We start from the raw sequence: 24,832 nt of genomic DNA, 5'->3' as shown, positions 1-24,832 counted from the left end.
ATGAACGATCACAACAACAGCATCCATCTGGAAAACGCCATGTCCACCACCACCATGACCATGATCCAGGCCCTGCGCTCGGCCATGGATGTCATGCTCGAGCGCGATGACAACGTGGTGGTCTATGGCCAGGACGTTGGCTACTTCGGCGGCGTGTTCCGCTGCACCGAAGGTCTGCAGACCAAGTACGGCAAGTCCCGCGTGTTCGACGCGCCGATCTCCGAGAGCGGCATCGTCGGCACCGCCGTGGGCATGGGCGCCTATGGCCTGCGCCCGGTGGTCGAGATCCAGTTCGCCGACTACTTCTACCCCGCCTCCGACCAGATCGTCTCGGAGATGGCCCGCCTGCGCTATCGCTCGGCCGGCGAATTCATCTCGCCGCTGACCCTGCGCATGCCCTGCGGCGGCGGCATCTACGGCGGCCAGACCCACAGCCAGAGCCCCGAAGCGATGTTCACCCAGGTGTGCGGCCTGCGCACCGTGATGCCGTCCAACCCATACGACGCCAAGGGGCTGCTGATCGCCTCGATCGAATGCGACGACCCGGTGATCTTCCTCGAGCCCAAGCGCCTGTACAACGGCCCGTTCGACGGCCACCACGACCGCCCGGTAACCCCGTGGTCCAAGCACCCGCACAGCGCAGTGCCTGATGGCTACTACAACGTGCCGCTGGACAAGGCGGTAATCACCCGCCCGGGCAACGACGTCACCGTGCTGACCTACGGCACCACCGTGTATGTCTCGCAGGTGGCCGCCGAGGAGAGCGGCGTCGACGCCGAAGTCATCGACCTGCGCAGCCTGTGGCCGCTGGACCTGGAGACCATCGTCGCGTCGGTGAAAAAGACCGGTCGCTGCGTGGTCGTGCACGAGGCCACCCGTACCTGCGGCTTCGGCGCCGAACTGGTGTCGCTGGTCCAGGAGCACTGCTTCCATCACCTCGAGGCGCCCATCGAGCGCGTCACCGGCTGGGACACCCCCTACCCTCACGCACAGGAATGGGCCTACTTCCCCGGCCCTTCGCGGGTAGGCGCGGCACTGAAACGGGTCATGGAGGTCTGAATGGGAACGCACGTCATCAAGATGCCGGATATCGGTGAAGGCATCGCGCAAGTCGAGTTGGTGGAATGGTTCGTCAAGGTCGGCGATGTGATCGCCGAGGACCAGGTGGTGGCCGATGTCATGACTGACAAAGCCACCGTGGAAATCCCTTCGCCGGTCAGCGGCAAGGTACTGGCCCTGGGTGGCCAGCCCGGTGAGGTGATGGCGGTCGGCAGCGAGCTGATCCGCATCGAGGTCGAAGGCAGCGGCAACCATGTCGACGTGCCCCAGGCCAAGCCGGTGGAGCCGGAACCTGCACCGGTCAAGGCCATGGCCCAACCCGAGCCACGCATCGAAGCACGACCCCAGGTTGTCGCGACCCACGCCGCCGCGCCTATCGTGCCACGCGAAGCCCACGACAAGCCACTGGCCTCCCCGGCCGTGCGCAAGCGCGCCCTGGACGCCGGGATCGAGCTGCGCTACGTGCATGGCAGCGGCCCGGCCGGGCGCATCCTGCATGAAGACCTCGATGCCTTCATCAGCAAACCGCAGACCGGCGCCGGTCAGGCACCAGGGGGCTACGGCAAGCGCACAGACAGCGAGCAGATACCGGTGATCGGCCTGCGCCGCAAGATCGCCCAGCGCATGCAGGACGCCAAGCGCCGCGTCGCCCACTTCAGCTACGTCGAGGAAATCGACGTCACCAACCTGGAAGCCTTGCGCCAGCAACTCAACGCCAAGTACGGCGACAGCCGCGGCAAGCTGACCCTGCTGCCGTTCCTGGTGCGCGCCATGGTCGTCGCCCTGCGCGACTTCCCGCAGATCAACGCCACCTACGACGACGAAGCCCAGGTCATCACCCGTCACGGCGCGGTACACGTCGGCATCGCCACCCAGGGCGACAACGGCCTGATGGTGCCGGTACTGCGCCACGCCGAGGCCGGCAACCTGTGGAGCAACGCCAGCGAGATCGCCCGCGTCGCCCACGCCGCGCGCAACAACAAGGCCACTCGCGAGGAGCTTTCCGGCTCGACCATCACCCTGACCAGCCTCGGCGCGCTGGGCGGCATCGTCAGCACCCCGGTGGTCAACACCCCGGAAGTGGCGATCGTCGGCGTCAACCGCATGGTCGAACGGCCAGTGGTGATCGACGGCCAGATCGTCGTGCGCAAGATGATGAACCTGTCCAGCTCGTTCGACCATCGCGTGGTCGACGGCATGGATGCCGCCCTGTTCATCCAGGCCGTGCGCGGCCTGCTGGAACAGCCTGCCTGCCTGTTCGTGGAGTGATCATGCAAGAGCTCATCAACACCACCCTGCTGATCATCGGCGGCGGCCCCGGCGGCTACGTGGCCGCCATCCGCGCCGGGCAGCTGGGCATCCCCACCGTGCTCGTCGAAGGCCAGGCCCTGGGCGGCACCTGCCTGAACATCGGCTGCATTCCCTCGAAGGCGCTGATCCATGTGGCCGAGCAGTTCCACCAGGCCAGCCGCTACACCGAGCCTTCGCCGCTGGGCATCAGCGTGGCCTCGCCGCGCCTGGACATCACGCACAGCGTCGAGTGGAAGGACGGCATCGTCGACCGCCTCACCAGCGGCGTCGCCGCCTTGCTGAAAAAGCACGGCGTGAAGGTGATCCATGGCTGGGCGAAGATCCTCGACGGCAAGAGCGTCGAGGTCGACGGCCAGCGCATCCAGTGCGAGCACCTGCTGCTGGCCACCGGCTCGAACAGCGTCGAACTGCCGATGCTGCCTATCGGCGGGCCGATCATCTCGTCCACCGAGGCCCTGGCACCCAAGTCGCTGCCCCAGCATCTGGTGGTGGTCGGCGGCGGCTACATCGGCCTGGAACTGGGTATCGCCTACCGCAAGCTCGGCGCCAAGGTCAGCGTGGTGGAAGCCCGCGAACGCATCCTGCCAACCTACGACGCGGAACTCACCGCGCCGGTGGCCGACTCGATCAAGAAACTCGGCATCGCCCTGTACCTGGGCCACAGTGTCGAAGGCTATGCCGACGGCTGCCTGTTGGCCAGCGACGGCCAGGGCGGGCAACTGCGCCTGGAGGCTGACCAGGTGCTGGTGGCCGTGGGTCGCCGCCCACGCACCAAGGGCTTCGGCCTGGAAAGCCTGGACCTGAAGATGAACGGCGCGGCCATCGCCATCGACGAGCGCTGCCAGACCAGCATGCGCAACGTCTGGGCCATCGGCGACGTGGCCGGCGAGCCGATGCTGGCGCACCGGGCCATGGCCCAGGGCGAGATGGTCGCCGAGATCATCGCCGGCAAGAGCCGACGCTTCGAGCCCAGCGCAATCGCCGCGGTGTGCTTCACCGATCCGGAAGTGGTGGTGGTCGGCCAGACGCCGGAACACGCCAACCAGCAGGGCGTGGACTGCATCGTCGCGCAATTCCCCTTCGCCGCCAACGGCCGGGCCATGAGCCTGGAATCGAAGACCGGCTTCGTGCGTGTGGTGGCCCGTCGCGACAATCACCTGATCCTCGGCTGGCAGGCCGTGGGCGTGGCGGTATCGGAACTGTCCACCGCCTTTGCCCAGTCGCTGGAGATGGGGGCTCGCCTGGAAGACATCGCCGGCACCATCCACGCCCACCCGACCCTCGGCGAGGCGGTACAGGAAGCGGCGCTGCGCGCCCTGGGCCACGCCCTGCATATCTGACCTGATACTGAAGCGGCAATCGCCGATTTGGCCCGCTGCGCCCCTGGCGCCGCGGGTCTTTTTTCATTCGGCGACAGCGTTCTTGCCGGCTGCCTTGGCCCGGTACAGCGCCTTGTCGGCACGGGCCAGCAGGTCGTGCCGCTCCTCTCCTTCCCGCCACTGCACCACGCCATAGCTCATGGTCAGCTGGCACTGGCCAATCGGCGCCACTTCGGCCAAGGCCTCCTGAATCCGCTGCGCCGCTTCGCGTGCCTGTTCCTGCGAGGTCCGTGGCAAGACCACCACGAATTCATCGCCGCCCCAGCGCGCCAGCAGGTCCTGCTCTCCCAGGCACTGGCGGATCCGCTCGGTGACCTCGACCAACGCCGCATCGCCACGGGCATGGCCGTGCAGGTCGTTGATCGGTTTGAAGTCGTCCAGGTCCATGGCGATCAACGCCAGCGGTTCACGGAAACGCCGGGCACGCTCGCACGCCTGCTCCAGGGTCTTTTCCAGGCGATAGCGATTGGCGGTACGGGTCAGGGCGTCGCGCTCGGCCAACTCGCGATTCTCGTCGAGCTGGCGCTGCAACTGTTGGTTGACCCACGACAGTTCGCGGGTGCGCTCGGCCACCAGGCCTTCCAGGGACAGGTTGCGCTGCTCGAGCTCCGCTACCAGGCGCTTGCCCGCGTCGATATTGCGGTGGGCGCCGAGCATGCGCGCTACCGAACCGTCGGCGTTGCGGGCGATGACATGGCCGCTGTCCTCGATCCACAGGTAGCTGCCATCCTGGCAGCGGCAACGGTACTCGATGAGATAACGCTCGTTGCGCTGGTTGATGTAGGCCTCGAAATGCGCCATCACCCGTGGGTAATCCTCGGGGTGGATCACGCTTTCCCAGGTCAGCACGGAATTGTCCAGCGAGTGGCTGGCATAGCCCAGCATCGCGTACCAGCCCGGATTGCGGTAGACATAGCCGTTGTTGGCATCCCAGTCCCAGATACCGTCGCTGATCAGATCGAACAAGGTGTGCAATTGCTGCTCGGTGAAGCCAGCCGGTAGCGGCTTTGTTGCCTGACTCATGGACGCGCTCCCTGTTGTCCAGCAACTGCGCCCCGTACCCGGTGCTGCCGACACATGCTTGTATTTGCCGCAAGCGGCAATCCTGTTCCTCTGCCGGCCAAGCATATTCCGAGCAACAGGCTGTCGGAATAGTCCTAACGGCCTATTTCGCCCCGGTACCACTGCTGGCACAGCTTTTGCCCCTTTCGTCGTGTGTCCTGTCTCGGAAATAAGCTGTTCACTTTTGGCGGCGTCTTGGGCGCCCGGCCGGCGTTGCCACTCCTCGCCATAGCCCTGCTATGACTCGTCGCGGCGCCTTGCCCGAACACCCGAGCCACTCGCCAAAAGAGAACGTATTTCCGAGACAGGACACCAGCGCCGGGCATTCGTCAGTAGAAGCGCTTCGGATCCCCTGACTCGAGCAGGCTGGCCAGCTGGGTCAGGGCGAAGCGCAACTCCTCCCGACTGGTCGGCGACATCAGCACGACCCGCACGCCACGTGGATCGCCCGTGCGTTCCACCTGGAACTGGCTGGCGCTCATGACCACCACGCCATTGGCCCGCGCCAGCAGGGCGAACTCGTCGCTGCGCCACGGCTCGGGCAGGTTGAGCCAGAGGTGATAGCTGTGCGGCTGGCTCTGCAGCGACGCACTGGCGAAAACTTCACGGGCGATGGCCTGGCGTGCCGCCGCCTCGGCGCGGTGCATGCGGATCAACTGGCTGTCCAACCCTTCGCCGATCACATGGCTGGCCAGTTGCGCGGTCAACGGCGAAGGCATCCACACCGTGCTGCGTACCATGGCGGTCAGGCGTGACAGCAGCTTCGGCGGGCTGTACAGGTAGCCGATGCGCAGCGCCGGCATGACCGACTTGGACAGGCTGGTGAGGTAGATCGAACGCTCCGGGGCGAAGGTCGCCAACGGCCGAGTCTGCGGGTCGGTGGCGAGGAAACCGTAGATGTCATCGTCCAGCAGCAGGAAATCGAACTCCTCCGCCAGCGCCGCGATCTGGGCGCGGCGCTCGTTGGACATGATCGCCGTGGTCGGGTTCTGGCAGGTCGCCACGCACACCAGCATGGCGGGCCGCTCGCGCTGGCAGATCTCGCGCAAGGCCTCGGGGAGGATGCCCTGCTCGTCCATCGGTACGCCACGCAGACGGCGGCCCAGGCCATGGGCCACGGAAATGATGCCCGGATAGCACAGCGACTCGCACAGCACCAGGTCGCCCGCCCCGGTCAGGGCGCTGATCGCCACCATCAACCCATGCTGGGCACCGCTGGTGATGACCATCTGCTGCCACTGCGCACCCGGCAGCCACTGGCGCAACCATTGCGCGCCCGCCTCGCGATGCGCTGGATGGCCGCCATCGGGGGCGTAGTCCAGCACCTGCTCCAGCCGTGAGGTATTGGCCAGCTCGGTCAACGCGTTACGCAACCAGTACTGCAGTGTTTCGCCGTAGGGCTTGATGATCGACAGGTCGAGCGCTTCGCCGCGAGCTGCAGGTGCAGATCGGGCGATCACGGGGGCCTCGCCCATCTCGGCGATCCGGTCGAGGACGTAGGTGCCACGCCCCACCTCGCCCTGGGTCAGGCCACGGCGCGACGCCTCGGTGTAGGCGCGGCTGATGGTGCCTGGCGTGACGTCCAGTGCCTGCGCCAGTTCGCGCAACGTCGGCAAGCGTTCGCCACGCCGCAGCGCGCCGCTGGCAATATCGTGCGCCAGCGCATCGGCAATGGACAGGTAGACAGGCTGATTGCTTTCGCTGATCCGTGGAACCCACATGAGACGGCTACCGGGCTGAAAATGATTGAAATTTGAACACACAGGCCAACTTGAGTCGATCCTCCGAGCGATTCAAGTTGTAAGCATCACCCGCGTGGGAGCTGCCCCACTTGAATTCAGGTCTCGTTACCGTATAGATTCAATTTGAATCGACTCAATCGAATCAATAAACTCACCTGGACTCGCCATGGACAACCTCAGAAAGGATTTTTCCCTCTCCGCCCTGGTCGCCGGCCTGATCGCCGTGATCATCTCCTACGCAGGCCCCTTGATCATCGTGTTCCAGGCCGCCGACCAGGCAGGCCTGGGTAACGCCACGACCGCCTCTTGGATCTGGGCCATCTCCATCGGCAGCGGCCTGACCGGCTTGCTGCTGAGCTGGAAACTGCGGGTGCCGGTGATCACCGCCTGGTCCACGCCCGGCGCGGCGCTGCTGGTGTCGATGCTACCGAGTGTGTCATTGGCGCAGGCGGTGGGCGCGTACATCGTCGCCTCGCTGCTGATTGCCGTGATCGCCCTGAGCGGCGCCTTCGACAAGCTGATGAATCGCCTGCCCAAGGCCATTGCCGCGGCGATGCTGGCCGGCATCCTGTTCCGCTTCGGCGCCGAACTGTTCAGCTCGATCCGCCTGCAGCCCGTGCTGGTACTGTCGATGTTGGCGAGCTACCTGCTGTTCAAGCGCTTGTCGCCGCGCTACGCGATTCTTTCGGTGCTGATCGTCGGTTGCGGCCTCGCCACCGGCCTGGGCCAGCTGGACACCCAGGCCCTGGTGCTGGAAATGACCGTCCCGACCTGGACCAGCCCGCAGTGGAGCTGGCAGGCCATCGTCAATATCGGCCTGCCCCTGGCCCTGGTATCGCTCACCGGCCAGTCGGTGCCCGGTATCGCCGTACTGCGCACCTCCGGCTACCAGGTGCCGGCACGCCCGATCGTCTCGGTCACCGCCCTGGGTTCGCTGCTACTGGCACCTTTCGGCTGCCACGGCGTCAACCTGGCGGCGATCACCGCCGCCATCTGCACTGGCCGCGAGGCCCACGAGAACCCTGACAAGCGCTACATCGCCGGCATGGCCTGCGGCGCCTTCTACCTGCTGATGGGCAGCTTCGGCGCCACGCTGGCCTCGGTGTTCGCCGCCCTGCCGAGGGAACTGATCGCCGCCCTCGCCGGCCTGGCACTGTTCGGTGCCATTGCCAACGGCCTGACGGGCGCCATGAGTGACGAAAAACAGCGGGAGCCGGCGCTGATCACCTTCCTGGTCACCGCATCGGGGATGAGCCTGCTCGGCCTTGGAGCCGCGTTCTGGGGTCTGATCTTCGGGCTGGCGGCACACTTCGCCCTGAGCTACAGCCGCACGACGCGACAGCCGCAGGCAAGCGTTCAGGTTCGTTGAACGAGGACAAGGGAAATGGGGGGAAATGGCGTCCCAGGGCAGGTTCGAACTGCCAACCTTCCCCTTAGGAGGGGGATGCTCTATCCAATTGAGCTACTGAGACACAGAAGCCGACAACAGACGCTGTGCGGCGGGGACGGCGAGCATGTTAACCAGCGTGTGGGCATTTGTCATGTATCAATCGGGCAATTTGCACGTCGGCTTTTTCCCCGCCGCGTCGGCGATCACGCCTTCGCTGCGCAACAGCGCGAGCAACGCCTCGACCGCGCTGGCCAGCGAACCGGAGTTGTCCACGACATGCACGCCGGGATCATAGGCCTGCAACCTCAAGTTGCGGGCCAGGCGCTGCTCGATCTCTTCATTGCTCTCCCGCCCCCTGGCCAGCAATCGCTGCCGTAGCGCTTGCTGGGAAACCGTCAGCCCCACGGCCACCAGGTCGGGATAGCGCTGCCGGGCGTTGGCCAGGTAGGCACGCGAACCATTGACCAGCACCGACTGGCCTGCGGCGAGCCACGCGTCCAACTGTGCGGGGATGCCATAGCTCAGACCATTCGCCTGCCAGTCCAGGGAAAACGCCCCCGCCTCGCGCATCGCCTCGAAGCGATCGACGCTCACTCCGAGCGCGGCTTCGCCCTTGGCCTCGGCCGAGCGCGTGATGACCCGCCGGGCGATTTCGACGCCCTGGGCGAACAATCGCTCACGCGCCGCATCGATCAGGGAATCTTTTCCCGATCCCGACGGTCCCATGAGGAATATCAGGCGCCCCCTTGAGGCCGCCCCACCGCTTGCGTCATATTGCATAGCCACTATGCTCAATGTATGGGAAACCAGCGCATTCCAGGATTTTCCCCAGGCCTTTACCGTCTTTTACCAGATTTTGACGGCATTTGTCTGACGCCGGTGCAATTCGATGAATGTGAAACTTTTCAAACCAGTGCTCATTTCTGATAATTGGTACTGGCAAAAAGCCTTTATCGAGATCACTATTTGTCACAGAATTGACGCCAAGGAAACGGCGACCCTGAGGCAAGATGAAGAACCAAAATCACATCACGGTTGAACATTTTGTCGTCGCCGCGGTCGTACTTCCACCGTGCGGCCAATTTGCGAACCGCTCCCCCTGAACCAGAACAACCGGTCAATTTATATGCGCCCAATGAAACAGGCTATCTATTCGAGCCGCACCGCTGACAAGTTCGTCGTCCGCCTGCCAGACGGGATGCGTGAGCGCATTGCCGAAGTAGCGCGAAACCATCACCGCAGCATGAACTCCGAAATCATCGCCCGCCTGGAGCAGAGCCTTATCCAGGAAGGTGCCTTGGGTGATGAACTGAGCATGCGCCTGGACAGCCCAGAGCTCAGCCTCCACGAACGTGAACTGCTGCAGCGCTTCCGCCAGCTGTCCCACCGCCAGCAGAATGCGCTGGTCGCCCTCATCGCTCACGATGTGGAAATGGCCGCCGACGCGTCCTGATCCAGGCTAGCGACAGCCGCACACAAAAAAGCCAGCGCAAGCTGGCTTTTTTTTGCATCCGGTTGCGGAGTCACGCACCCCCCTACTGTAGGAGCGGCCTTGTGCCGCGAAAGGGCCGCATAGCGGCCCCGGCGATCTTTGCATCAACGCTGAAATCATGGGGCCGCCATGCGGCCCTTTCGCGGCGCAAGGCCGCTCCTACAGGGGATTGCGCATGGCCTGAAAACGCTTACAGCAGGAACAGCGTAGCCAGGCCGAGGAAAATAAAGAAGCCGCCACTGTCGGTGACCGCCGTAATCATCACACTCGACCCCATCGCCGGATCACGCCCCAGGCGCGTCAGCGTCATCGGGATCAGCACGCCCATCAAGGCGGCCAGCAACAGGTTCAGGGTCATCGCCGCGGTCATTACCAGGCCCAGCGACCAGCTGCCATAGAGCCAGAACGCCACGACACCGATCACGCCTCCCCAGATCAGGCCATTGAGCAGCGACACCGCCAGTTCCTTGCGCATCAGGCGGCTGGTATTGCCCGGCGACACCTGGTCGAGGGCCATGGCGCGCACGATCATGGTGATGGTCTGGTTACCCGAGTTGCCGCCGATACCCGCCACGATCGGCATCAGCGCCGCCAGCGCCACCAGCTTCTCGATGGAGCCTTCGAACAGGCCGATCACCCGCGAGGCGACGAATGCGGTGATCAGGTTGATGGCCAGCCAAGCCCAACGGTTGCGCAGCGAGCGCCAGACCGAGGCGAAGATGTCTTCCTCCTCGCGCAGACCGGCCATGTTGAGCACTTCGCTCTCGCTCTCTTCACGAATCAGGTCGACCATTTCATCGATGGTCAGACGGCCGATCAGACGCTCGTTCTTGTCCACCACGGGGGCGGAGACCAGGTCGTAGCGCTCGAAGGCCAGGGCGGCGTCGTAGGCATCTTCCTCGGGGTGGAAGGTCACCGGGTCATTGGCCATGACCTCCGCGACTTTCTTGTCCGGGTCGTTGACCAGCAACCGCTTGATCGGCAGCACACCCTTGAGAATGCCATCGTAATCGACGACGAACAGCTTGTCGGTGTGCCCTGGCAGCTCCTTGAGCCGGCGCAGGTAGCGCAATACCACCTCGAGGCTGACGTCTTCGCGGATGGTGACCATCTCGAAGTCCATCAGCGCGCCGACTTGCTCTTCGTCATAGCTCAGGGCCGAGCGCACACGCTCGCGCTGCTGGGCATCAAGGCTTTCCATGAGCTCGTGGACGACGTCGCGGGGCAGCTCCGGTGCCAGGTCGGCGAGTTCGTCGGCGTCCATCTCCTTGGCGGCAGCCAGCAGTTCGTGATCGTCCATGTCGGCGATCAGGGTCTGGCGCACGGCGTCAGAGACTTCGAGCAGGATGTCGCCGTCGCGATCCGAGCGCACCAGCTGCCAGACCGTCAGGCGGTCGTCCAGCGGCAAGGCTTCGAGGATATAGGCGATGTCGGCGGGGTGCAGGTCGTCGAGCTTGCGCTGCAGTTCGACAAGGTTCTGGCGGTGGACGAGGTTTTCCACCAGGTCATGGTGGTGACCTTCCTGACGGTGCGTCAGGTCCTCGACCACCCGCTGGCGCTGCAGCAGTTCGATCACCTGGGCCAGGCGATCCTGCAGGCTGTCTTGGGCTTTCTTTACTTCGATTTCGGTCATAGGCGAACTCCACTCCCAGCAGCGGAGCACGCCGGGAGAATCAATCGGTCAGATCTGGCTGTATGAAGCGTGTTAGCGAGTAACTACTGGGTAAGTCCATGGTGGGATTCCACAAGCCCCGGCGGGGCTGACGGGCGCAATCATACACTGTGTAAGCTGTCGGATCGCTTAAATTTTTGGCCAGAACAATCGTTTGCGCGCTAAAGCTGTGACAACGCTCGAAGCCATCAGTGCGACGGTCGCTATGGCGTGAAAAGCACATTGCTCGTGTGCCGGTTCGATTCGCAGCGCCGATTCCTTTCGGGAGCCTCTACAGAACAGCGTAGATGGACATCCGTGACAATTCAGCGCGCCAGAAAAACAAAAAGCCCGCTCTAATGAGCGGGCTTCTTGATGTATGGCGGACTCAGCAGGATTCGAACCTGCGACCGCTCGGTTCGTAGCCGAGTACTCTATCCAGCTGAGCTATGAGTCCGTAGTGGTAGTTTTAGGCCAGATTACCACTGGCTTGTTGAAGCGTCTTTGCAAGCAGAGCCACTTCAAAAAGTGGCGGACTCAGCAGGATTCGAACCTGCGACCGCTCGGTTCGTAGCCGAGTACTCTATCCAGCTGAGCTATGAGTCCGTGGTTGGTAGTTTTAGGCCAGATTACCACTGGCTTGTTGAAGCGTCTTTGCAAGCAAAGCCACTTCAAAAGTGGCGGACTCAGCAGGATTCGAACCTGCGACCGCTCGGTTCGTAGCCGAGTACTCTATCCAGCTGAGCTATGAGTCCGTGGGGTAGTTTTAGACCAGATTACCACTGGTGGTTTGAAGCAGCCTTGCAGGCAAAGCCACTTCAAAAGTGGCGGACTCAGGAGGATTCGAACCTCCGACCGCTCGGTTCGTAGCCGAGTACTCTATCCAGCTGAGCTATGAGTCCGTGTCTTGCTGTGCCATTCGGATCGCTTGAAGCGCTCCAGGCAAATAATGGCGGTGAAGGGGGGATTCGAACCCCCGATACCCTTATGAGGTATACTCCCTTAGCAGGGGAGCGCCTTCGGCCACTCGGCCACCTCACCGCAACACGAGGCGAATATTAAACACACCCTTCCTCGTTTGCAACCCTTTTTTTGAAAAAAACTTCAAAAAAATTAAAGGCTTGGCTCCTCGTCCTTCTCTTTCTTGATCCGCAGGTAGATTTCCTCGCGGTGAACAGCCACTTCCTTGGGCGCGCTAACGCCAATACGCACCTGGTTGCCTTTGACACCCAGGACCGTCACGGTGATCTCACCGTCACCAATGATCAGGCTCTCGGCGCACCGACGAGTCAGAATCAGCATAGTTTTCTCCTCACATGAATCTTCAGGGACAACAGTCTTTAAAAGCAGGGCCTTGGCCGGGGACGACGGCACTGGCCCGGATCGACCGCCACGGCTGCCTGGACAGGGACAGCCGCAGCGACCAGAAACGCGAAGGGCGCGGCAAGCCGCGCCCCTCCAGGCAGCGTGTCACTCACCCTGTCGGGCAGGCGCGTCGAGCTCGAACGCGGTGTGCAGCGCGCGTACGGCCAGCTCAAGGTATTTCTCTTCGATCACCACCGAGACCTTGATCTCGGAGGTGGAGATCATCTGGATGTTGATGCTCTCCTTGGCCAGGGCCTCGAACATGCGGCTGGCAACGCCCGCATGGGAGCGCATGCCGACGCCGACGATCGACACCTTGGCGATCTTGGTGTCGCCGATCACTTCACGCGCGCCGATTTCGCGTGCAGTGTTTTCCAGCACGCTCAACGCCTTCTCGTACTCGTTGCGGTGCACGGTGAAGGTGAAGTCGGTGGTGTTATCGTGCGAGACGTTCTGCACGATCATGTCGACTTCGATGTTGGCCGCGCTGATCGGGCCGAGGATCTTGAAGGCGACGCCCGGGGTATCCGGGACGCCACGAATGGTCAGCTTGGCCTCATCACGGTTGAAGGCGATACCGGAAATGATCGGCTGTTCCATGGATTCCTCTTCATCGATGGTAATGAGGGTACCCGGACCCTCCTTGAAGCTGTGCAGCACGCGCAGCGGGACGTTGTACTTGCCGGCGAACTCCACCGAGCGAATCTGCAGCACCTTGGAGCCGAGGCTGGCCATTTCCAGCATCTCCTCGAAGGTGATCTTCTCCAGGCGCTGGGCCTGGGGCACGACACGCGGGTCGGTGGTGTAGACGCCATCGACATCGGTGTAGATCTGGCACTCGTCGGCCTTCAGCGCCGCCGCCAGGGCCACGCCGGTGGTGTCGGAGCCGCCACGGCCGAGGGTGGTGATGTTGCCGTGCTCGTCGACGCCCTGGAAACCTGCGACCACCACGACCCGGCCGGCCTTGAGGTCGGCGCGGATCTTCTGGTCGTCGATCTGCAGGATGCGCGCCTTGTTGTGCGCGCTGTCGGTGAGGATGCGCACCTGGTTGCCGGTGTAGGACACCGCCGGCACGCCGCGCTTCATCAGGGCCATGGACAGCAAGGCGATGGTGACCTGCTCGCCGGTCGAGACGATCACGTCCAGCTCGCGGGGTTCGGGCTTGTCGGTGATCTGCTTCGCCAGGTCGATCAGGCGATTGGTTTCACCGCTCATCGCCGACAGCACAACCACCAGGTCGGTGCCTTGCTCGCGGAATTTCTTGACCTTGTCGGCAACCTGCTCGATCCGCTCGATGGAACCGACAGAGGTACCGCCAAATTTCTGTACGATCAACGCCATTTCAAAGGTGCCTCAGCCCTCAAGGGCCCCAAAAAACAATCCAACATGGCGGGGACGCCGACTAGACCGACGCCCCCGCCATCTCAAAGTCCCTGCTCGGCGAACGGCACGGCCAGGGCCAGCGCCTGGTCCAGCGCGGCGACGTCGACGCCACCACCCTGGGCCATGTCAGGACGACCGCCGCCCTTGCCACCGACCACCGCAGCAGCTTGTTTCATCAGGTCGCCAGCCTTGAGTTGGCTGGAGAGGTCCTTGGTCACGCCAGCCACCAGCACGACCTTGCCCTCATGCTCGCTGCCCAGCAGGATCACTGCGTGGCCGAGCTTGTTCTTCAGTTGATCGACGAGCGCCAGCAGCGCCTTGCCGTCCTGCCCATCCAGGCGGGCGGCGAGGACCTTGGCGCCCTTGACCTCAACGGCCGCGTTGGAGAGATCATCCCCGGCGGCGCTGGCGGCCTTGGCCTGCAGCTGCTCGAGCTGCTTTTCCAGCTGGCGGTTGCGCTCGAGCACAGCCGACAGCTTGTCGATCAGGTTGTCGCGATTGCCCTTGACCAGCTGCGCGGCTTCCTTGACCTGCTCTTCGGCAGTGTTCAGGTAGGCCAGCGCGGCGGCGCCGGTGATCGCTTCGATACGACGCACGCCAGAGGCCACGCCGCCTTCGCTGATGATCTTGAACAGGCTGATGTCGCCGGTGCGCTTGGCGTGGATGCCACCGCACAGCTCGACGGAGAAGTCACCGCCCATGCTCAGCACGCGCACGGTGTCGCCATACTTCTCACCGAACAGCGCCATTGCACCCTTGGCCTTGGCGGTCTCGATGTCGGTCAGCTCGGTCTGTACCTCGGTGTTGCGGCGCACTTCGCGGTTGACGATGTCTTCCAGGGCCTTGATCTGCTCAGGCTTGACCGCCTCGAAGTGGCTGAAGTCGAAACGCAGGCGCTGGCTGTCGACCAGCGAGCCCTTCTGCTGCACGTGCTCGCCCAGCACCTGGCGCAGGGCTTCGTGAAGCAGGTGGGTGGCGGAGTGGTTCAGCGAGGTGGCGTGCTGCACCTCGGCATCGACGCGGGCATCAACCGCGGCGCCGACGGTCAGCGCGCCGCTGGCGACCACGCCGTGATGCAGGAAGGCACCGCCGGTCTTGGTGGTGTCGCGCACGTCGAAGCGCACGGCGCCGGCCTGCAGGTAGCCGGAGTCACCGACCTGGCCACCGGACTCCGCGTAGAACGGGGTGCGATCGAGGACAACAACGCCCTCCTCGCCTTCTGCCAGTTGCTCAACCGACTGGCCGTCCTTGTACAGGGCGATGACCTTGCCCTGGCCTTCGGTGGCGTCATAGCCGAGGAAGTCGGTGGCGGTGTCGACCTTGACCAGGCTGTTGTAGTCCATGCCGAAGGCGCTGGCGGAGCGGGCGCGCTCGCGCTGGGCCTCCATCTCGCGCTCGAAGCCGGCTTCGTCGATGGTCAGCTCGCGCTCACGGGCGATGTCGGCGGTCAGGTCCATGGGGAAGCCGTAGGTGTCGTACAGCTTGAACACCACGTCGCCCGGCACGACCTGGCCCTGCAGTTGGGCGAGGTCCTGCTCGAGGATGCGCAGGCCCTGCTCGAGGGTCTTGGCGAACTGCTCTTCCTCGGTCTTGAGCACGCGCTCGATGTGCGCCTGCTGGCCCTTGAGCTCAGGGAAGGCTTCGCCCATCTCGGCCACCAGCGCGGCGACGATCTTGTGGAAGAAGCTGCCCTTGGCGCCCAGCTTGTTGCCGTGGCGGCAGGCGCGACGAATGATGCGGCGCAGCACGTAGCCACGGCCTTCGTTGGACGGCAGCACGCCGTCGGCGATCAGGAAGCCGCAGGAACGGATGTGGTCGGCAACCACTTTCAGAGACGGCTGGTCGTCATTGGCGCAACCGATGGCTTGGGCGGCAGCAGCCAGCAGGCTCTGGAACAGGTCGATCTCGTAGTTCGAGTGCACGTGCTGCATCACCGCACTGATGCGCTCCAGGCCCATGCCGGTGTCCACCGACGGCGCCGGCAGCGGGTGCAGGACGCCGTCAGCGGTGCGGTTGAACTGCATGAAGACGTTGTTCCAGATCTCGATGTAGCGGTCGCCGTCTTCTTCCGGCGAGCCGGGTGGGCCGCCCCAGATGTCGGCGCCGTGGTCGTAGAAGATCTCGGTGCACGGGCCGCACGGGCCGGTGTCACCCATGGTCCAGAAGTTGTCAGAGGCGTACGGGGCGCCCTTGTTGTCACCGATGCGCACCATGCGCTCGGCCGGCACGCCGACTTCCTTGGTCCAGATGTCGTAGGCTTCGTCGTCGCTGGCGTAGACGGTGACCCACAGCTTTTCCTTCGGCAGGTTCAGCCACTTGTCCGAAGTCAGGAAGGTCCAGGCGAAGGTGATGGCATCGCGCTTGAAATAGTCGCCGAAGCTGAAGTTGCCCAGCATCTCGAAGAAGGTGTGGTGACGGGCGGTGTAGCCGACGTTTTCCAGGTCGTTGTGCTTGCCACCGGCGCGTACGCACTTCTGGCTGCTCACGGCGCGGGTATAGGCGCGCTTTTCCTGGCCGAGGAAGCAGTCCTTGAACTGGTTCATGCCGGCGTTGGTGAACAGCAGGGTCGGGTCATTGCCCGGGATCAGGGAGCTGGAGGCAACGCGAGTATGTCCCTGCTCTTCGAAGAAGCGGAGGAAGGCTTCACGGATTTCTGCGCTTTTCATAGGTTCTTCCACGGAAACGGCGGCCACACGTCGAATCGACGAAACGACGGCAAAGGGCCGCATTATATCGGTCCTGCAGTCTCGGTGCAGTGTGTTTATGCGATAGAAACCGTCGAATGGACGGTTTGTCGGACTACAGCAATTGAAAACGGCATGACCGCGATGCTAAAGCCAGCGTTTCGCTACTGGCAAGCCAATTACGGTCCCGGGGTGGGGAAAATTAACAGGTTGGTGAATTAAAAGAATTTCATCACCGAAGGGATCCAAAACCGGCCTAGTGCACAACACGCCTGTAGGAGCGGCCTTGTGCCGCGAAAGGGTCGCAAAGCGACCCCAGCAATATCAGCTTCGCAGCTGAGATCCCCGTGGCTGCTGCGCAGCCCTTTCGCGACGCAAGGCCGCTCCTACAGGGATCGCGCAAGGCTTAAGCCAGCCGCTGGCCCGAGTCGGGCACGATCAGGATGCCGGCGCGCAGCCCGTTCTTCACCTTGGGGTTGGGGAAGATGATCCGCGCGCCCTCCTCCTCCACCACCCAGCGCGTCTCGGCCAGGTCTTCGGCCAGTAGGTCACCCTTCTTCAGCTCGGAGAAGTTCTCGATATCCGCCGGCAGGTGCAAGCGGAAGCTGTCGCTGTGCTTGATGATCTCGCGGGCGACGCTGAACAGCTTGAGGCCATCCAGGGACTGTTCGGTTTGCGGCTCGGTATCCTCGATGAGCTGGATCAGGCGCTCCTCTAGCCGGTCGAGGTTGACCTCTTCGTTCTGCCCGAACGGCCGGGCCTTGCCGAGCTCCAGGGTGAAGGCCTCGGCATCGAGCTGCTCATAGGTGAACGCGCTGAAGGTGATCGACGACTTGCTCTGCAGCAGGACCGCCTCCATGCCGGCCGCGGCCAGACGGGCCAGCTCACGGCGCGAGTGCCGGCGACCTTCCTTGTAGGGATACAGCGCGAACTGCTCGATCTTGGACCCACGAATGGCGGTATGCAGGTCGTAATGCAGGCGGGTGCGCTCGGGCTTGCTGAAGAACACCCGGGCGAACTGTTCGAGCTCGGCGGCGCGCAGCGCCTCGAAACCACTGGAGAGTTCGTGGCGGCCATTGAACAGGCGGTTGATGTCCTGCTCGATGAAACGCTCGCCCTTGCGGATCGCCGCCGGGTTGCCGAACAGGAACAGCACCCGCGCACGCGGCTTGATCTTGCCGTTAGCAACACCGTGCAGCAGCCTTTCAAGCAGCTCGATCGGCGCCGTCTCGTTGCCATGGATACCGGCCGACAACAGCAGGTCGAGCCCGCAATCCTCACCTTCGGGGGGACGCACTTCCAGTGCGCCCTCCCCCAACCAGCGCAAACGCACGCCCCGGGTGGTCACTTGGGTCTTCTCGGCCGGTTCGTGATCGGTCAGGGTCAGCTCAAGCAGTTTGCCGAGGGCGAGCATAGGCGCTTCCTTAGTGGTGGTGGCCGCAGTCCGGGCCGTGGACGTGGTCGTCGTCACCGGCGACGTCGGCCGGTTCCATTTCCAGTTGCAGGCTGACCAGGTTGGTGGCCATCGGGCGCAGCAGCAGGTTGGCGTACTCGGTGTCGTCTTCCTCGACATCGACGCCGATCAGCAGCTGGCCGCGGCCGTCCTGCTGGATCCACACTTCCTTGCCTTGCCAGACCACGGCAAAACGGGTGCAGGAGGTTTCCAGCTGGGTGCCGTCTTCATCTTCCAGGATCAGGCGCAGGGCGTCGGACATTGCAATTTCTCTCTATCAAGGTTGGCGTTGGAACGGATATACCGAGCCCAGCTTGAGGATCTGGGTCAGTTCATCCAGGGCCGTGCGGCATTCCACCAGCAACTGCGGGTCGGCCAGGTCCGCTTCGCCGAGGCGATCGCGGTAGTGCTTGTCGACCCACTGCACCAGGGTGTCGTACAGCGAGGCGGTCATGATAACGCCTGGATTGACCGCCGCCAGTTCGTTTTCCTTCAACGCCACGCGCAGACGCAGGCAAGCCGGGCCGCCACCGTTCTGCATGCTCTGCTTGAGGTCGAACACTTTGACCTCCTTCACCGGGCCACCTTGGCCGGTCAGCTGGTTCAGGTAGGCCCAGACGCGCTCGTTGTGGCGGCACTCTTCCGGCACCACCAGCAGCATCGAACCGTCCTCGCGGCTGAGCAGCTGACTGTTGAACAGGTAGGAACGCACCGCGTCCTCCACCGTCACCGCCGCGCGCGGCACGCAGATGCCCTGGAAGTTGCCGCCCTTGCTGGCCAGTTTAGCCTGCAGCTGGCCAAGCACCGTGTCGGTCTCGAGGAACGCGTCCTCGTGGTAGAACAGCACCTCGCCGTTGCCCACCGAGATCACGTCGTTGTGGAACACGCCCTGGTCGATCACTGCCGGATTCTGTTGAGCGTAGACCACGCCATCGTCGCTCAGCCCGTGCAGGCGAGCGACGGCCTGGGAGGCTTCCAGGGTCTGGCGCGCCGGATACTTCTGCGGCGCGGGATAGCGGCTGTCGAAGGCGCTTCGGCCATAGACGAAGAACTCGACGCCGGCATCGCCATAGGCGCGGCAGAAGCGAGTGTGGTTGGCCGCGCCCTCGTCACCGAACTGGGCAACCGCCGGCAGCGCCTCGTGGTGGGCGAAGACCTTGTCATCGCTGAACATGGCGCCCAACACACGGCTGGTGGTCGGGTGCTCGATGCTGCGGTGGTACTTGCAGTTGAGGTTGGCGGCGGTGAAGTGCACGCGACCATCGGCAGTGTCGGCGCTGGGGCTGACGGTGGCGGCGTTGGCCACCCACATGCTCGAGGCCGAGCAGCTGGCGACCAGCAGCGGCATGGCTTCCTTCGCGGCGCGCTGAATCACTTCGCCGTCGCTGCCGGTGAAGCCCAGGCGGCGCAAGGCCGCCACGTCCGGACGCTCCTGCGGGGCCAGCACGCCCTGCTTGAAGCCCATCTCCGTCAGCGCCTTCATCTTCGCCAGGCCCTGACGCGCCGCCTCGCGCGGGTTGGAACCCTGCTGGCTGTTGCTCTGCGAGGCCACGTTGCCGTAGGACAGGCCGCCGTAGTTGTGGGTCGGCCCCACCAGGCCATCAAAATTCACTTCAAAGGATTTCATCGGCAAGGCTCCGAGACCTGTTGTTATAGGGTGACGCCCGGCGTCAGGGTCGCCGGCAGTGCAAGGCTCGCGGTCTCCAGCGAAGCCACGGGGTAGGCGCAGTAGTCCGCCGCATAGTAGGCGCTGGCGCGGTGGTTGCCGCTGGCGCCGACACCACCGAACGGCGCGCTGCTGGCGGCGCCGGTCAGCTGCTTGTTCCAATTGACGATGCCGGCGCGGCTGCGCAGCCAGAAGTGCTGGTAGCGGGCGTTGGAGTCCGACAGCAGGCCGGCGGCCAGGCCGTACTGGGTGTTGTTGGCCTCCTCGATCGCCGCGTCGAAGTCGGCGTAGCGGATCACCTGCAGCAACGGGCCGAAGAACTCTTCGTCCGGGCGCCCGGCCACGGCACTGACATCGATGATGCCCGGCGTGAGCAAGGCAGCGTCGGCCTGCGGCTGGGTCATCTCCAGCAGCGCCACGGCGCCCTTGCCGAGCAGTTCGGCCTGGGCCGCCAACAGCGCGCGTGCCGCCTGCAGCGAAATCACCGAGCCCATGAACGGCGCGGGTTGCTGATCGAAGGCACCGACACTGATGCCGCGGCTAACCTCGACCAGGCGCTGGATCAGCGCGTCACCCCAGGCACCCTGCGGCACCAGCAGGCGGCGGGCGCAGGTGCAGCGCTGGCCGGCGGAGATGAACGCCGACTGGATGATGGTGTACACCGCGGCGTCCAGGTCCTTGACCTCATCGACAACCAGCGGGTTATTGCCACCCATTTCCAGGGCGAGGATCTTGTCCGGGCGGCCGGCGAACTGCTGGTGCAGCAGGTTGCCGGTGCGGCTGGAACCGGTGAAGAACAAACCGTCGATACCCGGGTTGGCGGCCAGCGCCACGCCGGTTTCGCGGGCGCCCTGGACCAGGTTGAGCACGCCGGCCGGCAAGCCGGCCTCGATCCAGCACTGCACCGTCAGCTCGGCGACCTTGGGGGTCAGCTCACTGGGCTTGAACACCACGCAGTTGCCGGCCAGCAGCGCTGGAACGATATGGCCGTTGGGCAGGTGGCCGGGGAAGTTGTACGGGCCGAACACCGCCACCACGCCATGGGGCTTGTGCCGCAGCACGGCGGTGGCGTCGGCCAGCGGGCCGCTCTTCTCGCCGGTGCGCTCGCGGTAGCTCTGCACCGAGATGGCGACCTTGTTGACCATGCTGGTCACTTCGGTGGCCGACTCCCACAGGGGCTTGCCGGTTTCTTCACCGATGCAGCGCGACAGCGCCTCGGCCTTGGCCTTGAGCTTGTCGGCGAAGGCCTCCAGCACGCTGATACGCGCTTCCAGGCTCAGCGATGCCCAGGCCGGGAACGCCTGGCGGGCGGCCTGCACGGCGGCTTCGACCTGGGCGGCGTCGGCGCCCTGCCCTTGCCAGATCACCGCCTGGGTGACGGGGTTGAGCGACTGCAGGGTTTCACCCTGGCCGGCCAGCCAGTGGCCTGCGATGTAATGCGTGGTCATTTACTGGGCCTCCCGACCGGCGGACAGCGGCACGGCGCGGACATTGTCGCCGGCGCCCAGGCGCAGGCGCTTGGCGGTCTGCGGATCGACCACCAGGGTGCCTGCCGCCAGGCGCGCCGGTGCAGCCGTGATGCGGCAGTCTTCGCGCTTGCGGTTGTGAATGATGTAAGGGGTGGCGTCGTCACCCGGAGTGCCGACGGCCAGTACCAGGGTCTCGCTGTCACGCACGGCGCGGATCTTCGAGGTCTCGCACTCGATGGCGGGACCTGCGTCGAAGATGTCGACGTAGCCCTGGTAGTTGAAGCCTTCGCGCTTGAGCATGGCCAGCGCCGGCTCCGTGTCGGTGTGCACGCGGCCGATGACGTTGCGCGCCGCTTCCGAGAGGAAGCAGGTGTACAGCGGGAACTTGGGCATCAGCTCGGCGATGAACGACTTGTTGCCCACGCCGGTGAGGTAGTCGGCCTGGCTGAACTCCATCTTGAAGAAGTGCCGGCCCAGGCTCTCCCAGAAGGGCGAACGGCCTGCCTCGTCGGACATGCCGCGCATCTCGGCGATGATCTTGTTGCCGAACAGCTGCGGGAACTCGGCGATGAACAGCATCCGCGCCTTGGACAGCAGACGACCATTGAGGCCACTGCGGTAGTCGCTGCGCAGGAACAGCGAGCACAGCTCGGAGTTGCCGGTCAGGTCGTTGGCCAGGAACAGCGTGGGGATCTCGCGGTAGATGTTCAGCTCCTGCGAGGCGCTGACGGTCAGGCCGACCCGGTAGTTGTACCAGGGCTCGCGCAGGCCGACGGCACCGGCAATGGCACTGATGCCAACCACCAGGCCTTCGTCGTTCTCCAGCACGAACAGGTAGTCGGTGTCGCCGCGCTCGGCTTCGCCGCGAAAGCTCTTCTCGGCCCAGCCGACGCGCTGGCCGAGGCGCTCCTCGTTGGCGGGCAGCGTGGTCAGCCCGGTGGTGCCGGTGCTGCGGGCCAATTCGATCAGCGCGGGTAAATCGCTGCTGCGTACAGGACGAACGATCATGCTATCTCCTTGTGCGGCGGTCTGTGCCTGCCGCGAAACTCTCTGTTCCGGCGGTTCAGACCGCGACCAGGCGCACGCTGGCGCCTTCGCCGACACCCAGGGCCTCGGCGGCTTCGTCGCTCAGGCTGACTGGCTTGCCCGGCACCCAGTCCAGCTCCAGCAGCACCGCGCGGTAATCCTGCAACTGGCCGTTGCACACCAGGTACGGACGGCCGCCCTTGACCGGCGTCTCGTCCAGCTTGACCGGCACCACCCGGCTCTGGGCGATGGAACGGATGCCCGAGGCGCGGGCGTGCAGGGTCGGGCCGCCGTCGAAGATGTCGATGTAGTGCTCGGTCTCGAAGCCTTCGCGCATGAGGATGTCGAAGGTGATCTGCGCCCGCGGGTGCACCTGGCCCATGGCCTCCTGCGCTTCGTCGGCCAGCAGCGGCACGTAGATCGGGTAGTGCGGCATCAGTTCGGCGAGGAAGGTGCGGCTCTTCAGGCCGCACAGGCGCTCGGCGTCGGCGTAGTTGAGGTCGAAGAAGTTGCGGCCGATGGCGTCCCAGAACGGCGACTCGCCCTGCTCGTCGCTGTAGCCGACGATCTCGGTCACCACCGAGTCGGCGAAGCGCTCGGGGTGCGAGGCCATGAACAGCAGGCGGCCCCGGGAGTTGAGCTCGGCGAAGGCGCTGCTCACCAGCTCCGGTACCACGTAGAAACTGGTCAGCAGGCTGTTGCCGGTGAGGTCGTGGCACAGCGACAGGACGTGGATCTTGTTGTGGATCTTCAGCTCGCGGGAGGCGTGCACGAAGGTCTCGTTGCGGAAGCTGTAGAACGGCTCGGAGTAGCCGGCCGAGGCGACGATGGCCGAGCAGCCGACCAGCTTGCCGGTGGCGCTGTCCTCGAGCACGAAGAAGTAGCTCTCCTCGCCATTGAAGCTGACCTCGGCGGCAAAGGAGGTTTCCGAGGCGGCGATCTTGTCGCCCAGGCGGCCGGCGTCATCCGGCAGCGAGGTGACACCAATGGGGCTGTCGGCAGCCATGCGCTGCACTTCGTTCAGATCAGCCATTTGCGCGGGGCGCATCACCAGCATGGTGTCACTCCTTTCGGGAAAGCGGGCCGATCACATCGGCACGGAAAAACGGCGGGCACGCGCCACCACCTGCAAGCAGGTGCCCGCACTGGAATTCGGGTATCGCCAGCCCCTCTTCGGGGCCGGCGAAGGGCGATCAGCCCTTGGTCAGTTTTGCCACGGCGCGTTCGAAACGATCCAGGCCTTCGTCGATGTCGGCATCTTCGACTACCAGGCTCGGGGCGAAGCGGACCACGTCGGGACCTGCCTGCAGGACCATCACGCCTTCTTTCTCGGCGGCGTTGAGGATGTCCTTGGCCTTGCCTTTCCAGGCCTCGCTCAGCACGCAGCCGATCAGCAGGCCGACGCCGCGCACCAGGGTGAACAGGCCGGTTTCCTGGCCGATCTTCTCCAGGCGGGTCTTGAAACGCTCATGCTTGGCCTTGATGCCCGCCAGGGTTTCCGGGGTGTTGACCACATCGAGCACGGCGCAGGCGACCGCGCAGGCCAGCGGGTTGCCGCCGTAGGTGGTGCCGTGGGTGCCGACGGCCAGGTGCTTGGCCAGGTCGCTGGTGGTCAGCATGGCGCCGATCGGGAAGCCGCCGCCCAGGCTCTTGGCGCTGGTGAGGATGTCCGGGGTGACGCCGTAGTGCTGGTAGGCGTACAGCGAGCCGGTACGGCCGACACCGGTCTGCACTTCGTCGAAGATCAGCAGGGCGTTGTGCTCGTCGCACAGCTTGCGCGCGCCTTCCAGATAGGCCTTGTCGGCCGGGACCACGCCGCTCTCGCCCTGGATCGGCTCGATGACCACGGCGCAGGTCTTGTCGGAAATCTGCGCCTTCAGCGCTTCCAGGTCGTTGTACGGCACATGGCTGATGCCGGTGATCTTCGGCCCGAAGCCGTCGGAGTACTTGGGCTGGCCACCGACACTGACGGTGAACAGGGTGCGACCGTGGAAGCTGTTCACGGTGGCGATGATCTCGTGCTTCTCCGGGCCGAAACGGTCATGGGCGACGCGACGGGCCAGCTTGAAGGCGGCCTCGTTGGACTCGGCACCGGAGTTGCAGAAGAACGCGCGCTCGGCGAAGGTCGCGTCCACCAGCTTGTGCGCCAGGCGCAGGGCCGGCTCGTTGGTGAACACGTTGGAGACGTGCCAGAGGGTGTTGGCCTGCTCGGTGAGCGCCTTGACCAGCGCCGGGTGGCAGTGGCCCAAGGCGTTCACGGCGATGCCGCCGGCGAAGTCGATCAGCTCGCGACCGGTCTGGTCCCAGACTCGGGAACCCTCGCCTCGTACAGGAATGAAGGCCGCCGGGGAGTAGTTGGGAACCATGACCTGGTCGAAATCGGCACGTTGCACCGGGGCTTGCTCAACGGACATCTGAGTCTCCTGAAGAGGAACGCTGGCCTGGAAGTGGCGAGCGATGAGGGGATTGTAAGGACTGATCGGCGCCTGTCCTTGCTGCCAGGCGACAACTTGTTACAGCGCCAAACCGTGTTTTCACGGGGTTTTCGGCAATGCGACAAACAGTGTCGCAATCGCGCAGTGTAACGGGAGATAGGAATCGGGTGAACGACCGTTCACATATGAAAAGAGGTTGCCTGCACCGGCCTCTTCGCGGGTAAACCCGCTCCCACAGGATGGCACCGTACCTGAAAACAGCAGA

19 protein-coding genes and 6 tRNA genes are annotated in these 24,832 nt (G+C 64.3%); 5 read left to right on the top strand and 20 right to left on the bottom strand.

Going from position 1 to position 24,832, the window contains the following annotated elements:
• The 3 genes from VUG52_RS07685 to lpdA are packed head-to-tail and all read left to right on the top strand — an operon-like array spanning position 1 to position 3,710.
• Positions 1-1,059, top strand: coding sequence for an alpha-ketoacid dehydrogenase subunit beta (locus tag VUG52_RS07685; protein WP_050706721.1), 1,059 nt, complete (start codon positions 1-3; stop codon positions 1,057-1,059).
• Entirely contained in the window at positions 1,060-2,328 is a 1,269-nt protein-coding gene (locus VUG52_RS07680; protein WP_050706722.1) for a dihydrolipoamide acetyltransferase family protein, read from the top strand.
• A gap of 2 nt (positions 2,329-2,330) precedes the next feature.
• A complete protein-coding gene (gene lpdA, locus VUG52_RS07675) occupies positions 2,331-3,710 on the top strand; it encodes a dihydrolipoyl dehydrogenase (RefSeq protein ID WP_050706723.1) in 1,380 nt (459 codons plus the stop codon).
• A 63-nt stretch (positions 3,711-3,773) separates the two neighbouring features.
• Here the strand turns inward: lpdA and VUG52_RS07670 are convergent, their stop codons facing one another.
• Positions 3,774-4,772 (bottom strand): diguanylate cyclase domain-containing protein, encoded by a 999-nt coding sequence (locus tag VUG52_RS07670; RefSeq protein WP_050706724.1) that lies wholly within the window; start codon positions 4,770-4,772, stop codon positions 3,774-3,776.
• Between the two features lie 368 nt (positions 4,773-5,140).
• The gene (locus tag VUG52_RS07665) at positions 5,141-6,532 is read right to left on the bottom strand and encodes an aminotransferase-like domain-containing protein (protein ID WP_262974396.1); all 1,392 of its coding nucleotides are present in this window, start codon (positions 6,530-6,532) and stop codon (positions 5,141-5,143) included.
• A gap of 187 nt (positions 6,533-6,719) precedes the next feature.
• Here VUG52_RS07665 and VUG52_RS07660 point away from each other — a divergent pair, with 187 nt between their 5' ends.
• Positions 6,720-7,922 carry a benzoate/H(+) symporter BenE family transporter gene (locus tag VUG52_RS07660; RefSeq protein ID WP_050706726.1) on the top strand — a complete coding sequence of 401 codons (1,203 nt, stop codon included), beginning with the start codon at positions 6,720-6,722 and terminating at the stop codon, positions 7,920-7,922.
• A gap of 26 nt (positions 7,923-7,948) precedes the next feature.
• On the opposite strand, the gene VUG52_RS07655 is transcribed toward VUG52_RS07660, so the two are convergent.
• Both VUG52_RS07655 and phnN read right to left on the bottom strand, forming a co-directional pair.
• Positions 7,949-8,025, bottom strand: a tRNA-Arg gene (locus tag VUG52_RS07655).
• Positions 8,026-8,099: 74 nt separating this feature from the next.
• Positions 8,100-8,723, bottom strand: coding sequence for a phosphonate metabolism protein/1,5-bisphosphokinase (PRPP-forming) PhnN (phnN, locus tag VUG52_RS07650; RefSeq protein WP_262951807.1), 624 nt, complete (start codon positions 8,721-8,723; stop codon positions 8,100-8,102).
• Between the two features lie 346 nt (positions 8,724-9,069).
• Here phnN and VUG52_RS07645 point away from each other — a divergent pair, with 346 nt between their 5' ends.
• Complete coding sequence (locus tag VUG52_RS07645; protein ID WP_003254499.1) at positions 9,070-9,396, top strand: Arc family DNA-binding protein; 327 nt, start codon at positions 9,070-9,072, stop codon at positions 9,394-9,396.
• Between the two features lie 229 nt (positions 9,397-9,625).
• On the opposite strand, the gene mgtE is transcribed toward VUG52_RS07645, so the two are convergent.
• From mgtE to VUG52_RS07565, 16 genes are all read right to left on the bottom strand, one after another.
• Positions 9,626-11,068, bottom strand: coding sequence for a magnesium transporter (gene mgtE, locus VUG52_RS07640; RefSeq protein ID WP_050706728.1), 1,443 nt, complete (start codon positions 11,066-11,068; stop codon positions 9,626-9,628).
• A gap of 398 nt (positions 11,069-11,466) precedes the next feature.
• A tRNA-Arg gene (locus tag VUG52_RS07635) sits at positions 11,467-11,543 on the bottom strand.
• Positions 11,544-11,615: 72 nt separating this feature from the next.
• Positions 11,616-11,692: transfer RNA gene (locus tag VUG52_RS07630), tRNA-Arg, on the bottom strand.
• A gap of 72 nt (positions 11,693-11,764) precedes the next feature.
• Positions 11,765-11,841, bottom strand: a tRNA-Arg gene (locus VUG52_RS07625).
• Between the two features lie 70 nt (positions 11,842-11,911).
• Positions 11,912-11,988 (bottom strand) — tRNA-Arg (locus tag VUG52_RS07620).
• Between the two features lie 48 nt (positions 11,989-12,036).
• A tRNA-Ser gene (locus tag VUG52_RS07615) sits at positions 12,037-12,127 on the bottom strand.
• Positions 12,128-12,199: 72 nt separating this feature from the next.
• Entirely contained in the window at positions 12,200-12,388 is a 189-nt protein-coding gene (csrA, locus tag VUG52_RS07610; RefSeq protein WP_003254503.1) for a carbon storage regulator CsrA, read from the bottom strand.
• A gap of 168 nt (positions 12,389-12,556) precedes the next feature.
• The gene (locus VUG52_RS07605) at positions 12,557-13,792 is read right to left on the bottom strand and encodes an aspartate kinase (protein WP_028691060.1); all 1,236 of its coding nucleotides are present in this window, start codon (positions 13,790-13,792) and stop codon (positions 12,557-12,559) included.
• Positions 13,793-13,875: 83 nt separating this feature from the next.
• Positions 13,876-16,500 (bottom strand): alanine--tRNA ligase, encoded by a 2,625-nt coding sequence (gene alaS / locus VUG52_RS07600; protein ID WP_262952520.1) that lies wholly within the window; start codon positions 16,498-16,500, stop codon positions 13,876-13,878.
• 424 nt (positions 16,501-16,924) lie between these two features.
• Positions 16,925-17,932 (bottom strand): succinylglutamate desuccinylase, encoded by a 1,008-nt coding sequence (gene astE, locus VUG52_RS07595; RefSeq protein ID WP_050706730.1) that lies wholly within the window; start codon positions 17,930-17,932, stop codon positions 16,925-16,927.
• A gap of 10 nt (positions 17,933-17,942) precedes the next feature.
• Positions 17,943-18,233 carry a hypothetical protein gene (locus VUG52_RS07590; protein ID WP_011534960.1) on the bottom strand — a complete coding sequence of 97 codons (291 nt, stop codon included), beginning with the start codon at positions 18,231-18,233 and terminating at the stop codon, positions 17,943-17,945.
• A 15-nt stretch (positions 18,234-18,248) separates the two neighbouring features.
• Positions 18,249-19,598, bottom strand: a complete 1,350-nt coding sequence (gene astB, locus VUG52_RS07585) for an N-succinylarginine dihydrolase (RefSeq protein ID WP_050706731.1) — start codon at positions 19,596-19,598, stop codon at positions 18,249-18,251.
• A 23-nt stretch (positions 19,599-19,621) separates the two neighbouring features.
• The gene (astD, locus tag VUG52_RS07580; protein WP_262952518.1) at positions 19,622-21,085 is read right to left on the bottom strand and encodes a succinylglutamate-semialdehyde dehydrogenase; all 1,464 of its coding nucleotides are present in this window, start codon (positions 21,083-21,085) and stop codon (positions 19,622-19,624) included.
• Positions 21,086-22,114, bottom strand: coding sequence for an arginine N-succinyltransferase (astA, locus tag VUG52_RS07575; protein ID WP_050706733.1), 1,029 nt, complete (start codon positions 22,112-22,114; stop codon positions 21,086-21,088).
• 55 nt (positions 22,115-22,169) lie between these two features.
• Positions 22,170-23,189, bottom strand: coding sequence for an arginine/ornithine succinyltransferase subunit alpha (gene aruF, locus VUG52_RS07570; RefSeq protein ID WP_262952517.1), 1,020 nt, complete (start codon positions 23,187-23,189; stop codon positions 22,170-22,172).
• Positions 23,190-23,325: 136 nt separating this feature from the next.
• Positions 23,326-24,546: an aspartate aminotransferase family protein gene (locus tag VUG52_RS07565; RefSeq protein ID WP_331832638.1), complete on the bottom strand. Its 1,221-nt coding sequence runs from the start codon at positions 24,544-24,546 to the stop codon at positions 23,326-23,328.
• Between the last annotated feature and the right edge of the window lie 286 nt (positions 24,547-24,832).

Source organism: Pseudomonas sp. LH21, assembly GCF_036549575.1.
GTDB classification, from domain to species: Bacteria; Pseudomonadota; Gammaproteobacteria; order Pseudomonadales; family Pseudomonadaceae; genus Aquipseudomonas; species Aquipseudomonas peradeniyensis.
Note: the sequence above shows the minus strand (reverse complement) of the source record. Positions and strands in the feature narration are given on the sequence as shown.